At 70.2% G+C, this 12922-nt stretch carries 13 protein-coding genes; 6 read left to right on the forward strand and 7 right to left on the reverse strand.

From position 1 onward, the window contains the following. Positions 1–2: 2 nt before the first annotated feature. A complete protein-coding gene (locus tag G6N61_RS08555; protein ID WP_163918133.1) occupies positions 3–1124 on the reverse strand; it encodes a phosphotransferase family protein in 1122 nt (373 codons plus the stop codon). A gap of 111 nt (positions 1125–1235) precedes the next feature. Here G6N61_RS08555 and G6N61_RS08560 point away from each other — a divergent pair, with 111 nt between their 5' ends. Beyond that, the gene (locus G6N61_RS08560; protein ID WP_163918134.1) at positions 1236–1718 is read left to right on the forward strand and encodes an SRPBCC family protein; all 483 of its coding nucleotides are present in this window, start codon (positions 1236–1238) and stop codon (positions 1716–1718) included. Here the strand turns inward: G6N61_RS08560 and G6N61_RS08565 are convergent. From G6N61_RS08565 to G6N61_RS08585, 5 genes are read right to left on the reverse strand one after another with little or no spacing between them, the layout of a single operon-like run. Continuing rightward, on the reverse strand, positions 1715–2647 hold the full coding sequence (locus G6N61_RS08565) for an alpha/beta hydrolase (protein WP_163918135.1): 933 nt from the start codon (positions 2645–2647) through the stop codon (positions 1715–1717). The genes G6N61_RS08560 and G6N61_RS08565 overlap by 4 nt on opposite strands. After that, complete coding sequence (locus tag G6N61_RS08570) at positions 2644–4158, reverse strand: flavin-containing monooxygenase (protein ID WP_163918136.1); 1515 nt, start codon at positions 4156–4158, stop codon at positions 2644–2646. The genes G6N61_RS08565 and G6N61_RS08570 overlap by 4 nt, the downstream gene beginning before the upstream one ends. A 6-nt stretch (positions 4159–4164) precedes the next feature. Further along, a complete protein-coding gene (locus G6N61_RS08575) occupies positions 4165–4911 on the reverse strand; it encodes an SDR family NAD(P)-dependent oxidoreductase (protein ID WP_163918137.1) in 747 nt (248 codons plus the stop codon). Beyond that, positions 4911–5876: a zinc-binding dehydrogenase gene (locus G6N61_RS08580; RefSeq protein ID WP_163918138.1), complete on the reverse strand. Its 966-nt coding sequence runs from the start codon at positions 5874–5876 to the stop codon at positions 4911–4913. The genes G6N61_RS08575 and G6N61_RS08580 overlap by 1 nt, the downstream gene beginning before the upstream one ends. Positions 5877–5880: 4 nt before the next feature. Then, positions 5881–7083: a cytochrome P450 gene (locus G6N61_RS08585; protein ID WP_163924692.1), complete on the reverse strand. Its 1203-nt coding sequence runs from the start codon at positions 7081–7083 to the stop codon at positions 5881–5883. Positions 7084–7239: 156 nt separating this feature from the next. Between G6N61_RS08585 and G6N61_RS08590 the strand changes: the two genes are divergently transcribed. Genes G6N61_RS08590 through G6N61_RS08600 form a run of 3 tightly spaced genes read left to right on the forward strand, consistent with a single transcriptional unit; the run spans position 7240 to position 9501 of the window. Next, positions 7240–8088, forward strand: a complete 849-nt coding sequence (locus tag G6N61_RS08590) for an SMP-30/gluconolactonase/LRE family protein (RefSeq protein ID WP_163918139.1) — start codon at positions 7240–7242, stop codon at positions 8086–8088. A gap of 42 nt (positions 8089–8130) precedes the next feature. Then, positions 8131–8943 (forward strand): thioesterase family protein, encoded by an 813-nt coding sequence (locus G6N61_RS08595; protein ID WP_163918140.1) that lies wholly within the window; start codon positions 8131–8133, stop codon positions 8941–8943. A 12-nt stretch (positions 8944–8955) separates the two neighbouring features. Continuing rightward, positions 8956–9501, forward strand: a complete 546-nt coding sequence (locus G6N61_RS08600) for a TetR/AcrR family transcriptional regulator (protein ID WP_163918141.1) — start codon at positions 8956–8958, stop codon at positions 9499–9501. Between the two features lies 1 nt (position 9502). Here G6N61_RS08600 and G6N61_RS08605 read toward each other — a convergent pair whose 3' ends face one another. After that, on the reverse strand, positions 9503–10675 hold the full coding sequence (locus tag G6N61_RS08605) for a CaiB/BaiF CoA transferase family protein (protein WP_163918142.1): 1173 nt from the start codon (positions 10673–10675) through the stop codon (positions 9503–9505). A gap of 147 nt (positions 10676–10822) precedes the next feature. On the opposite strand from G6N61_RS08605, the gene G6N61_RS08610 reads away from it, so the two are divergent. Together G6N61_RS08610 and G6N61_RS08615 are read left to right on the forward strand one after the other, a co-directional pair. After that, on the forward strand, positions 10823–11374 hold the full coding sequence (locus tag G6N61_RS08610) for a TetR/AcrR family transcriptional regulator (RefSeq protein ID WP_163918143.1): 552 nt from the start codon (positions 10823–10825) through the stop codon (positions 11372–11374). 52 nt (positions 11375–11426) lie between these two features. Next, positions 11427–12911 carry an aldehyde dehydrogenase family protein gene (locus tag G6N61_RS08615; RefSeq protein WP_163918144.1) on the forward strand — a complete coding sequence of 495 codons (1485 nt, stop codon included), beginning with the start codon at positions 11427–11429 and terminating at the stop codon, positions 12909–12911. Positions 12912–12922: the final 11 nt, after the last annotated feature.

The raw sequence follows: 12922 nt of genomic DNA on the forward strand, positions 1-12922 counted from the left end.
CGTCAGCGTGCCCGCTGCAGTGCGGACACGGTCTCCAGGTCCTCGATGGCCGCCACCGCGCGGGACAGCCCCTCCAGCGCGACGGCCTCGTCCTGCATTCCGCCGAGCCCCGCGGTGGTCAGCGGCGACACGAAGGCGTACGTGACGGCCTGGCGGTAGCGCAGCCACAGGTTCTCGCGGTCGAGCCTGGGCCCACCCGCGGCCTCGAGCCCGTCACGGTATACGTCGAGCAGATCCCTTTCCGCGCAACGCCGTTGCTCGACCGGCAGGCCGAGTACGAGTGTGTAGGTCAGGTCGCGCGAGGGGTGACCGCGACGCACCACCTGCCAGTCCAGCAGTCCCGCACGCCCGTCCCGGACGTAGGTGTTGCCGGGGTGCGAATCCCCGTGCAGGACGGTGTGCGGGCCTTCGTCGACGACGTCGGTGGCGCGCTGAAAGTTCCGCCACAGCCATCGTCCGGCATCGATCGGCACGCCTGCGCGGTCGGCGAGTGTGCGCGCCGACGCCTTCATCAGCGCTGGCGTGAGCAGGTTGGCCGGATCGCTCGCGGGCGCGGTGATCCACCCCAACGGGCTTGCGCCGCCGGGTTTCTCGGGGAGCCTCCCCCAAAACGACCCGTGCAGCTTGGCGAGTACTTCCATCAGCTGCGCCATCTGGTCGACCTCCAGCGGGTGCAGCGTATCCGCGAACCGGCACGGCGTGACGGTCATGTCCTCCAGGACGACGACGTAGCGCCCCGTCAGCGGGTCGAACGCCGCGCCGTACGAGCGCGGCACCCCGTCACCGAGTTCGTGCGCCAGGTCGCGGTAGAAGCGGGCCTCGGTCTCGCCGAGGCGGGCGAGTTCACCGAGCATGCGGGTGGCGGCGGTGGCGGCGGAGACCTTGACGAACACCGTGTCCGGCAGGTCCGGCCCGGTGAGCGCCAGTCGGGCACGCGAGGACGTGCCCGACTCCGCGTCGACGACCGAAGCCGACTCGACCGGTCGGCCGAGCACTCGCGACAGGACGTCCGGCGTGAGATCGGTGACGCGGCGCGGGAATCGCCGCCACCCGCCCAGTGCGGAGTCGAGCGCGATCCGACCCGCGCCGTGTGCCAGGTGTGCGCCCAGCCGGGCGGCGCGCATCGCCATCATCGTCTCCAGTCGTCACGACAGAGCGTGACAATTCGCGCCCGATTTGTAAAGCTACCCGTCGACTGTCGCCGACGGCGGCGGAACATCGGAGAGGCCAGACCAATGGGAATCGTCACCACCAGCTCGGAAACCGCGTTCGCCCACTCCCCCGAGACGCTCTACGACTTCGTCACCAACCCGCAGAACTGGACCAAGACCTACCCCGGCAGCTCGCACGTCGGCAACGCCGACAACGACATGCCGCTGCGCGTGGGCGACACGTGGACCGAGGCGGGTCCGGACGGCGAGCGCATCTTCACCTGGCACCTCGCGATCGCGGTGCGCCCGACGATGTGGGTCTTCACCTCGGTCGGTCGGCTCGGTCACGATCGCGAAGGCAACGGCGGGATGGAGGGCCGCATCACCGTGCAATACCACTTCACCCAACCCGGTCAGGACGTCACGTTGTTCACGCGGACCATGACCATCGAGGCGCCCAAGCACGCGCCACTGCCCGACGGCTTCTTCCGCATCGTCAACCCGGCGAACATCGACACCTATCACCGGGCCATCGCCCGCGAACTGGACTCGGCGACAACGGGTTAGCCGGCCAACGCCCGGCGCAGCGCCTCGCCCTGCATCGCGAAGAGCGCCTGGGCGACCTCACACTCGGGCACCATCGAGTCGAAGCCGTGACACGTACCCGGAAAGACGTGCAGCTCGGTGGGTGCGCCTGCCCACATGAGTCGCAGTGCGTAGTCGACGGCCTCGTCGCGTAGGGGGTCGAGTTCCGAACAGGTGATCAACGCCGCAGCGACACCGGTCAGGTCGGCCAGCCGCGCCGGCACCGCCTCGCCCGGCAGCGGGGCGCCGCCGCCCAGATGGCGCCACATCCGTTCGCACGCCACGCCGTCGAAGCCCGGGGTGTCGTCGAACTCGTCCTTCGACGGCGTGGGCCGGTCGTCGAGGACGGGTTGGTGCAGGAGCTGGAAGACCACGGCGGGAGCGGTTCCCACGGCCGCGCACTGCGCGAGCGTCGCCGCCAAGGCGGCCCCTGCGCTGTTGCCCGCCACCGCGACCCGGTCGGCGTCGACCCCGAGCGAGTCCGCCTCTGCGACCACCCATTCGAGGACCGTCAACGCATCCAGGAGGGCCGCAGGGAAGGGGTGTTCGGGCGCCAGCCGATAGTCGACCGACACCACGGTGCACCGGGCCCGGCGGGCCAGTTCGACGCACTGGCGGTGGTCGGTGTCGAGGTTGCCCAGCACGAACGCGCCGGAATGGCAGTAGACGACGACGGGTGCAGGCACCGGTCCGCCGCGATAGATCCGGACCCGTACCGCGTGGCCCATCGCCTCAGGGGTGGTCGCGTCGACGACCTCGACGCCCCGCGTGTCGAACGCGCCGACACCTGCGCGGCGGCGGTCGTCGAGCGACGCCCGGACCGCGGGCAGGGCGTCGGCGCTCAGGTCGACGCGGAAGGTCGCGAGGTGGCGCAGCGCGGGTGCCAGCCTGCGCGCGTGGTCGACCGTCACGGCGCATCCTCGAGCACGGCGTGCGGGTCGACGTGGACGTCGGGCCGGTCGGTCGACGGTTCGAACCGGTAGTCCCGCGGCCGGAACCGCCGGGTCATCACCCAGAAGTCGCGGGCGCTGCGCGGCCACTGCGTGACGACGCGGCCATTGGCAGCGCGAAAGTAGCTGCTGCACCTCGTGGTCCACACGGTGCCCTGCATCCAGCGATCGATCCGCTCGATGAACGCCCGCATGGTGTCGGGGCGCACCGCGACGTAGGACTTCCCGTGGCGGCGCAGGTACGTCAAGGCGCGCACCACGTAGTGCGCCTGGGCCTCGAGCATGAAGATTACGCTGTTGGAGCCGACGTTGGTGTTGGGGCCGTAGAGCATGAACATGTTCGGGAAACCAGGCACCGCCATGCCGAGGTAGGCGTAGGCGCCGTCGCGCCAGGCGTCGTGCAGCGAGCGGCCGCCCTCGCCGGTCACCGCGATCTGGCCGAGATAGTCGGCCGCGGCGTAGCCGGTCGCGCACACCACCACGTCGACGTCGAGTTCGCGACCGTCCTCGGTGACCAGCGACTGCGCCCGCAGCGCTTCGGCTGGGCTGGACACCACCTCGACGTGCGGCTCGGTCAGTGCCGGGATGAAGTCCGACGAGAACACCAGACGCTTGCAGCCGAACGGTGTCTCGGGCGTGAGTCGTCGGCGCAGCTCGTCGTCCGGCACGGTTCGCTCGAGCATCGCGTCGGCCGCCGCGCGGAACTGGTGGGTCTTGTCACTGCCGTGCTCGATCACCGAGATGTTGGACTCGCTGCGCAGCCACAGGCGGGTGCGGTAGAGCTTCTTGGCGAACGGCACGTGGGCGAAGAGCCACCGTTCCCGGTCGGTGTACTTCCGGTCCGGTTTGGGCAGCACCCAGGTCGGCGACCGCTGTATCGAGTACACGGCGCTCGCCACCTTGACGATCTCGGGTACCAGTTGCGCTGCGGTGGAGCCGGTTCCGAGGACTGCGACGCGCTTGCCGGTCAGGTCCAGCGAGTGGTCCCATCGGGCGGTGTGGACGACGGTTCCGGTGAACGGCTCCTCCTCCCGGAGGTCGGGCATGGCCGGCTGGGTGAACAGTCCGACGGCCGACACGACGACGTCGAACACGTGCTCGGCGCCGGTCGACGTGACCAGATGCCACGTGCGGGTGGTGTCGTTCCAGCGCGCCGAGACCACTTCGGTGCGCAGCGCCAGGTGCGGCGCAAGCCGGTAGCGCTGCGCGCACCGTTCGAAGTAGGCGAGGATCTCGGCCTGCCCGGACCACAGCCGCGACCACCCCGGATTGAGGTCGAACGAGTACGAGTACAGGTGCGACTTCACGTCGCAGGCCAGCCCGGGATAGGTGTTGATGCGCCACGTTCCGCCGACGCCGTCCTCGCGGTCGAAGATGGTGAAGTCGTCGAATCCCGCCTTGCGCAGAAAGATTCCGAGCGCGAGGCCGCCGGGCCCGGCGCCGATGATGCCCACTGAGATGTTCCGCGACACGTCCGGTCATCCAATCCGTAGCGACTGGCCACCGTCGACGACGAGTTCGGTGCCGGTGATGAACGAGGCCGCATCCGAGACGAGGAACGCGACGGCGTCGGCCACCTCCATCGGCTTGCCGAGCCTGCCCCCGGTGGACGTCTCGACCAGTCGGCGCTGCGTGGTCTCGTCGAGCATCGGGGTCTCGATCGGCCCGGGCAGCACGGCGTTGACCCGGATGCCGGTCGGCGCGAGCTCGGCGGCCGAGATCTGGGTGAGGCCCCGCAGCGCCCACTTCGACGATCCGTACGCGGCGTGGTTGGGGAACGGCCGCAACGCCCCGGTGCTGCACGTGTTGACGATCGACGCCCCTGCGCCGTCGGCCGCGGCGGTGCTCAGATGAGGGAGCGCGGTGCGGATGCCGAGGAACGGGCCGAGGCAGTTGACCCGCCAGCTGCCCTCGAACCCGGCGACGGTCTCGTCGCCGAGCCTCGCGCGGTGCAGGACACCGGCATTGTTGACCAGCGTGGTCAGCCCGCCGAACCGGGCGACCACGGTGCGCACGGCGGCCTCCCACATATCCTCGGACGTCACGTCGAGCGGCACGGTGACGACGTCGACGCCGGTTTCAGTGTTCTGCCGCAGCCCGTCGACGTCGCGGTCGCAGGCGGCGACGCGCATGCCGTCGGCCCGTAGCCGGGCCACGATCGCCGCGCCCTGCCCGCGCGCCGCTCCGGTCACCAGCGCAACCCGAGGCCCCTCGCGATGGCCCATCACGCCACGATCGCGATCTTGACCCGGCCCGGGGTCGGTCGGCACGCCAGCTCGAACGCCGAGGGGACGTCGTCGACCGAGAACCGGTGGGTCAGATAGCTCGTCAGGAGCCCGGGATGCGCCGCTGCGAGCTCCGACGCGGCGGTCAGCATGCGCCGGCGTCCCAGCGTCACACCCGATTTCAGCGTGAGGTTGTTGCGCAGCATGGTCCGCATGCTGATCGGATAGCTGTCGTCGTCGGGCACCCCGAAGTAGAACACCGTGCCGCCGAAGGCCGCGGCCTCGATGGCGTGCCCGAGGGTGGCCACCTGATGCCCAACGGCCTCGACGACGACGCCCGGCTTGTCGTCGGCGTCGAGATGCCGGATCCACCGGTCACTGGTCGCCCGGATCACGCGGTCGACCCCGAACGCAGGCCCGATCTCCGCCCGATCCACGGGGTCGACGCCCGTCACCAGACGAGCGCCGGCGGCCTTGGCCACGTACGAGAACAGCAACCCGATCGAGCCCTGCCCGATGACCGCGACGTGCTCATCGGCGAAGTCGAGGTGTTCGGCGGCGTAGAGCACGCAGGCCAGCGGTTGCAGACCGACCGCGAGTTCCGGTGTGAGCGCGGGGTCGTAGGCCGCCAGTCCCTCGCCGTCGGCGACCACCTGGCCGTTGAGGCCGTCGAACCCGGACGCCCACCCGACGACCCGGTCACCGGGTGCGTGACTCCGGTGACGGCTCGCCTGTACCTCGCCGGCGATCTCGTGCACCGGGAAGCCGGGCATGCCCGACGCCTGGACGCCGGTGTCGCCGAGCAGCCTGCCCTGGCTGCCGCGGAAGCCCGGCAGGTCACTGCCGCAGATGCCTGCTGCGAGGAAGCGCAGCAGCACCTGACCGTCGCCGAGGTCGTCCGGTGACGGTTCCGGGCGTTCCGAGCGTTCGAAGGTGAACGGCGCGACGAGCCGATAGGACCACACGTCTTCAGTTCCCCCTCGACGGCACCGAGGCCGAGACCGACACCGGAAGGCTGTTCCAGCCCCACTGGAAGCTCGACGGCGGCCGCCATGCGGCGCCGACGTCGACCTCGAAGTCCGCTACGCGTTTCAGCCACTCGGTGATCAGGATCGTGATCTCCAGACGCGCGAGGTGCACGCCGAGGCAGACGTGCTGCCCGCGACCGAACGCCAGTAGTCGCTCGATGGGCCGGTCCCACGCGAACTCGTCGGGGTCGGCGTACTCGCGTTCGTCACGCGCTGCCGAGGCGAGCAGCGTGATGATCCGTTGGCCGGGCCGGATCGTGGTGCCGTGAACGGTGTAGGGCTTGCGCGCAGTGCGGGCGAACCACTGTGCGGGAGCACAGAATCGGATGATCTCCTCACGGGCGACGGGCACGTTGGCGTCGAGGTCGGCGCGCACGGCGGCGAGCTGGTCGGGCCGGCGTGACAACTCCCACAGGCCGTGCGCGACGATCTTGGGCACGGTCTCGGTGCCGCCGATGAAGACGCCCAGCATCTGGGTGGCCACCTCGACGTCGGACAGCGCGGAGCCGTCGGGCAGTCGGTACCTCAGCAGTCCGTCGACGATCGGCTGCGTGCCGTCGGCGCCCTCCGCGCGCCTCGTCTCGACGAGCGGCACCAGGTACTCGAGGTAGCCGGGCCGGGCGGTCGCGGTGTTCACGCCGTCACCGGGTTTGGCGAGGCTGCCGGCGTTGACGGTGCCGAGCACGTCGGGTGCCACGTCGTCGGGGAGGCCGAGCAGCCCGCAGACCATCGACGCGGCGACGATGCCGCCGTAGTCCTGCGTCAGGTCGAACGAGCCCCGCGCGAGTAGCTCGTCGAGCCGCTCGTTGGCCAGCCTGCGGATCCGGTCGGCGAGCCCGGCGACGTTGCGCGGCCGCAGCGGTTTGGAGTGCGACCCGCGCACTCCCCCGTAGATGGGATCGTCGAAGTTGGCGTGAAAGGGCATGGGGTGCAACGGCGGATCGTCGACGGGTCCGTCGTTGTGCCGCGCGAGCACCGTGGCCGCGGGCAGCGTGCCCTCCGACGCAACGAAGGTTCCGTCGTTGCGGCCCAGCACGTCCCATACGTCGGCGAAGCGCGACAGCGCGAAGGTGTCCCACTGCTCGACGTAGTACACCGGATGGCGGTCGCGCAGCACCCGGTAGTACGGCAGCGGGTCGGCCATCACCGCCGGATCGAACGGGTCGTACGAGAAGTCCCGCACCGCGAGCGTCACGACCGTCCGGGCGTCAGGTCGGTGGTTGACAGTGACACCCAGCGAGCGTGACACTCAAGGCGTGTTTTGTAAAGTAGCGGCGCTGGCGCCCAGATTCGGCGCGTCGTGAACCCCACGCCACTGGCCAACGGGTTCTGCTTCGGCGAGGGTCCGCGGTGGTTCGAGGGCCTGCTGTGGTTCTCCGACATGCTCGGCGAGGCCGTGCACACCGTCGACCTCAACGGCGCGATGAGCACCCTTCCGCTACCGGGCCGCGCACCGTCGGGGCTCGGATTCCGGCCCGACGGAACGCTTCTCATCGTTTCCACCGAGGACCGTCAGGTACTCCGGTACGACGGGGACGACGTGACCCTGCTGGCCGATCTGTCCGACGTGGTCCCGGCGAACCTGGGTGACATGGTCATCGACGACGCCGGTCGCGCCTATGTCGGGTCGCAGGCGCGCGACGGCGGTGTGATCGTCCGCATCGATCCGCGAGACGGCGAAGACGACTCGGTGTCGGTCGTCGCCGAGGATCTCGAATTCCCCAACGGCATGGTGCTGACCCCCGATGGCGGCACGCTGGTGGTCGCCGAGTCGACGGGACGGCGGCTCACCGCGTTCACCGTCGACGGCCGGGGCGCACTGTCGCAGCGGCGGGTGTTCGCCGACGGCCTCTCCGGTCCGCCGGACGGCCTGGCACTCGACGCCGACGGCGGGGTGTGGGCGGCGATGACGCTCGCCCACCGCTTCGAACGCATCGTCGACGCCGGCGAGGGGCGACACGAGGTCACCCACGGCATCGACATGGCAGGGCGCACCGCGATCGCCTGCGCGCTGGGCGGTCCCGCGGGCCGCACCCTGTTCCTGCTGTCGAGCACCGACGCCTACCCCGAGCGGCTGATCGGCACGAAGGCCTCGCGTGTCGACGCGATCGTCGTCGACGTGCCCGCGCCGGGCGAGTTCGAGCACTGAAGCATCGAGCACCGAAGCATCGAGCACTGACGGAGGATCGCGATGTCCGACTGCTACTACGAGATGATCGACGCCGACGACACCGGCGAGCGTTTCCGCGCAAGCGATCTGGTGCGCAGCACGTGGTCGGCGTCGATCCAGCACGGTGCGCCGGTGTCGGCGCTGCTGGTCCGCGGGCTCGAGCGGTGCGCGCCGCGCGCCGACACCAGGTTGAGCCGGGTGATGGTCGACCTGCTCGGCGGCGTGCCCGCCGACGGTGACCTGTGGGTCCAGAGCAGGGTGCTACGCCCCGGCAGGCAGATCGAACTGGTCGGCGCGGAGCTGCTGGCCGCGGGTCCCGACGGCTCGCCGCGGGCCGTGGCCCGCGCCAGCGGATGGCGGCTGGCGACGCTCGACACCTCGGTCGTGCAGCACGCGGCGGCAGCGCCCCTGCGCCCGCTGGCCGAGGCGGCGAGCCGCGACATGGCCAAGGACTGGGACCGCAACTACGTGCACAGCATCGACTGGCGTTGGCTCACCACGCCGTTGGCGGTAGGCCCCGGCGAGTCCTGGCTGCGGCCCACCGTCGACCTGGTGCAGGGCGAGACGCTGACACCACTGCAGCGGTTGTTCACCGTGGCCGACGACGCGAATGGCATCGGCACTCGACTGGACATCCGCCAGTGGACGTTCATGAACACCGACCTGGTGGTGCACGTGCACCGCGTGCCCGATGGGGAGTGGATCGGCATCCGCGCCGAGACGAGCTACGGGCCGGACGGCATCGGGACGACGTTCGGCACGCTGTTCGACGCCCAAGGTGCGGTCGGCGGCATCCAGCAGTCAGTGCTGGTCCGTCCGATGCCGGGCCGGTAGGGCACCGCCACCGTGGACGACCTCACGGAGCCCGAGATCGACAACCCCACCCGGGAGCGAATTCTCAACGCCGCGGCCGAGGTGCTCGGACGCCGGGGCACCACCAAGCTGAGCCTGTCGGACGTCGCGCACCAGGCCGGCGTCTCCCGTCCCACGCTGTACCGGTGGTTCGGATCCAAGCGGGATCTGCTCGACGCCTTCGTCGTCTGGGAGCGGGAGTACTACGAGCGGGCGGTCGCCGAGGCGTCCGCGGGGCTGGCCCGCTACGACCGACTCGACGCGACGCTGCGCACGATCGTCGCCTATCAGCAGTCCTACCCCGGGCTGCGCATGGTGGACATCGAGCCAGAACACGTCATCGCGCGACTGTCGGCGTTCATTCCGCTGATGCGTCAGCGCCTGGAGCGCCTCATCCCGGGTCCCGACGCCGCCACCGCGGCCGCGACGGTGGCGCGGGTGGCGATGGCGCACTACCTCGTTCGCAGTGACGACGCCGACCAGTTCCTCGCGCAGTTGCGGCACGCGGCGGGCATCAAGCCGCCGCGCGCCGAGGGGTGACTCAGTCGCGACGGCGCCGCTCGGCCAATTCGGCGAGGATCTCCTCGGTGTGCTGCCCGAGCGTGGGTGCCGTCGACCTCGGCTCCCACGGCGTGCCGTGGAAGTCGGCGGGCGTGGCGATCATCGGCTGGGCGCCATCGGTGTCGGGCACGTACACGACGCCGCCCGCGGCGTGGAATTGGTCGTCGGCGAGCACGTCGTCGGGCGAGTTCACCGGTGACCAGAAGAAGTCCGGCTCGGCTGCGAACACCTCTGCCCACTCTTCGAGCGGGCGGGTGACGAAGATGGCGTCTAGTTCGCCGATGAGTTCCACGGCGTTGGCGGCCCTGGCCCGCGCGGTCGCGTACCGCTGGTCGTCGAGCCACCCGGTCCGGCCGACGGCGCGGCACAGCGCCGGCCAGTGCCGGTCGCCCTGCAGCCCGACGATCCAGAACCGTCGCCCGTCGGCCGTGGCGTAGTTGTTCATGCACGGGTTGCCCATGGCCTCGCGCTGCCCGACGGCGATCTGCTGGCCGGTGAGCAGCACGGTGTTGAGGTCGAAGCTGACGGTGTAGGCGCCCTGGCGGTACAGCGACGTCGACACCAGCTGCCCCTCCCCGGTCCGCTGCCGCGCGACCAGCGCGGCGCACACCGCGGCGGCGAGCGTCATGCCCGCCGAGTGGTCGCCCATCCCGCCGCGCTGGAACGGCGGCACGTCGCCGGGACGGGTCAGCAGGTCGGCGATGCCCGAGCGGGCCCAGAACGCCGCGACGTCGTAGGCCGCGCGGTCGGCGTCGGGCCCGTCGGCGCCGTACCCGGTGATCAGCCCGTACACCAGCCGGGGGTTGCGCTCGGCGAGCGTGGCGAAGTCGAGGCCGAGGCGCGTCAGGGCGCCAGGGCGGACGTTGGTGACGAACACGTCGGCGTCGGCGAGCAGGTCGAGGGCCACGCCCCTGCCCTCGGCGGTGGTCAGGTCGGCGACGATGCTGCGCTTGGAGCGGTTGTCCATCTCGAACGGCGGGTTGACGCCGGACTCGATCTGCAGCATCCGGCCGAAGGTGCGTGCCGGATCGCCCTGCGGCGGTTCGATCTTGATCACGTCCGCGCCCCAGTCGGCGAGGATGCCGCCCGCCGCGGGCGCGGCGACCCACACGCCGAGTTCGACGACCCTGGTGCCTTCGAGCGGTCCGGCCACCGTCATCCTCCAGTCACTCCGGCGATCACGCCGTTGGCGCCCTCGCGGCCACCGCGTACCTTACGATCATCGGAGCATTCGTAACCGTCGGGGCAGGTTGACGCCCTGCGGGCAACGTGGAAGTTCCGAGCTGGAAGTGGTGAGCCGATGAGCGCCGATCAGGCCCACCCTGACTTCGGCGACGACACCTCGACGCGCCGCCGGATCCTGTCGGCCACCACCGAGGTGCTGGCGCGCAGCGGCCAGTCCAAGCTCAGCCTCTCCGAGGTCGCGATGCAGGCCGGGGTGTCGCGCCCGACCCTCTACCGCTGGTTCGCCTCCAAGGAGGAACTGCTCCAGGCGTTCGGCGTGTACGAGCGCGAGATGTTCGACTCCGGCATCAGCAAGGCGACCGCGGGCCTGCGCGGCAACGAGAAGCTCGACGCCGCGCTGCAGTTCATCGTGTCCTACCAGCAGTCGTACTCCGGTGTTCGGGTCATCGACATCGAGCCCGAGGTGGTCATCGCGCAGCTCGACCGGGTGATCCCGGTGATGCGGACCAGGCTCGAACGCCTGCTGCAGGGCCCGAACCGCACGGTCAAGGCGGCGACGGCCATTCGGGTTGCGATCTCGCACTACATCGTTCGCAGTGACGACGACGACCAGTTCCTGGCACAGCTGCGGCACGCGGTGGGCATCAAGGCACCCGCAGGCGACTGATCGCCACCGCCAAACGCCTGACACTTCGCCGATAGTTTGTAACGCTATCCACATGACGACCGTAGAGACCGAATTCGGAGTTCTGGCCGGCGAGCAGCGCATGCTGATCGACGGGGAGCTGCAGCACACCAGCAGCGGCGCGACGTTCGACGTCATCCATCCCGCCAGCGAACAGGTCGCGGGCCAGGCCACCGACGGCACCGTCGAGGACATGTCGCGCGCCGTCGCGGCTGCCCGACGCGCGTTCGACGAGTCGGACTGGTCGCGCGACGTCGACTTCCGCTACCACTGCCTCCACCAGTTGCACGACGCGTTCGACCGCAACAAGGAGCGACTGCGCCGCATCCTCATCACCGAGGTCGGTTGCCCGGTGACCGTCACGGGGTCGCAGATCGAGAGCCCGATCGACGAGGTCAGGCACTGGGCCGAGCACGGCAAGGCCTTCGAGTACCTGGTCGACACCGGCGTGCACCCCACGCAGATGGGCCCGGCGCGACGCAAGATCCACTACGAGCCGATCGGCGTGGTCGGGGCCATCACCCCGTGGAACGTGCCGTTCTACCTCAACGTCGCCGAGACCGTGCCCGCGCTGATGGCGGGCAACACCGTGGTGCTCAAGCCCGCGCAGCTCACCCCGTGGTCGGGCAGCGAGTACGGCCGCATCGTCGCCGAGGAGACCGACATTCCCGCCGGCGTGTTCAACGTCGTGGTGTCGAACGCCAACGAGGTCGGCGCTGCCCTGTCGGCCGATCCGCGAGTCGACATGATCACCTTCACCGGGTCGACGGCCACCGGCCGGGCGATCCTGGCCGCGGGCGCACCGACGGTGAAGAAGACGCTGCTCGAACTCGGCGGCAAGTCCGCCCACATCGTGCTCGACGACGCCGACCTCAACTCGGCGCTGCCCATGGCGGCGATGATGGCGTGCGTGATGTCGGGCCAGTCCTGCATCCTCCCGAGCCGAATCCTGTTGCCGCGCAGCAGGTACGACGAGGGGGTCGAGATCCTGAAGAGCAGTATGGAGAACTTCCCGTACGGCGATCCGTGGGATCCGGGCAACATGCAGGGCCCGCAGATCAGCGACGGCCAGCGCAAGAAGGTGCTCGGGCTGATCCGCTCCGGCATCGACTCCGGCGCCCGACTGGTCACCGGCGGCGGCATCCCCGAGCACCTGCCGACCGGCTACTACACCCAGCCGACCCTGCTCGCCGACGTCGACCCGGACTCCCAGGTCGCGCAGGAGGAGATCTTCGGCCCGGTGCTGACGGTGACGCCGTACGACACCGACGACGACGCGATCGCGATCGCGAACAACTCGATCTACGGTCTGTCGGGCGAGGTGTCCGGCGGCGACGTCGACCGGGCGTTCGCCGTCGCCACCCGCATGCGCACCGGCAACGTCACCATCAACGGCAAGAGCCACTTCGGCATCACCAGCCCGTTCGGCGGAACCAAGCAGAGCGGCCTGGGCCGGCGCAACGGCGACGAGGGTTACCGGGAGTACCTGGAGGGCAAGACGATCGGCATGCCGGAGTGAGTGCCGGGTAG

Source organism: Mycolicibacterium arabiense (assembly GCF_010731815.2).
GTDB classification, from domain to species: Bacteria; Actinomycetota; Actinomycetes; order Mycobacteriales; family Mycobacteriaceae; genus Mycobacterium; species Mycobacterium arabiense.

Bases quoted from the DNA above. Each gene is read 5' to 3' on its own strand.
- G6N61_RS08555 (WP_163918133.1), bottom strand. From the start codon at position 1,124: ATGCGCGCCGCCCGGCTGGGCGCACACCTGGCACACGGCGCGGGTCGG.
- G6N61_RS08615 (WP_163918144.1), top strand. From the start codon at position 11,427: ATGACGACCGTAGAGACCGAATTCGGAGTTCTGGCCGGCGAGCAGCGC.
- G6N61_RS08585 (WP_163924692.1), bottom strand. From the start codon at position 7,083: ATGGCCGACCCGCTGCCGTACTACCGGGTGCTGCGCGACCGCCATCCG.
- G6N61_RS08610 (WP_163918143.1), top strand. From the start codon at position 10,823: ATGAGCGCCGATCAGGCCCACCCTGACTTCGGCGACGACACCTCGACG.
- G6N61_RS08595 (WP_163918140.1), top strand. From the start codon at position 8,131: ATGTCCGACTGCTACTACGAGATGATCGACGCCGACGACACCGGCGAG.
- G6N61_RS08575 (WP_163918137.1), bottom strand. From the start codon at position 4,911: ATGGGCCATCGCGAGGGGCCTCGGGTTGCGCTGGTGACCGGAGCGGCG.
- G6N61_RS08560 (WP_163918134.1), top strand. From the start codon at position 1,236: ATGGGAATCGTCACCACCAGCTCGGAAACCGCGTTCGCCCACTCCCCC.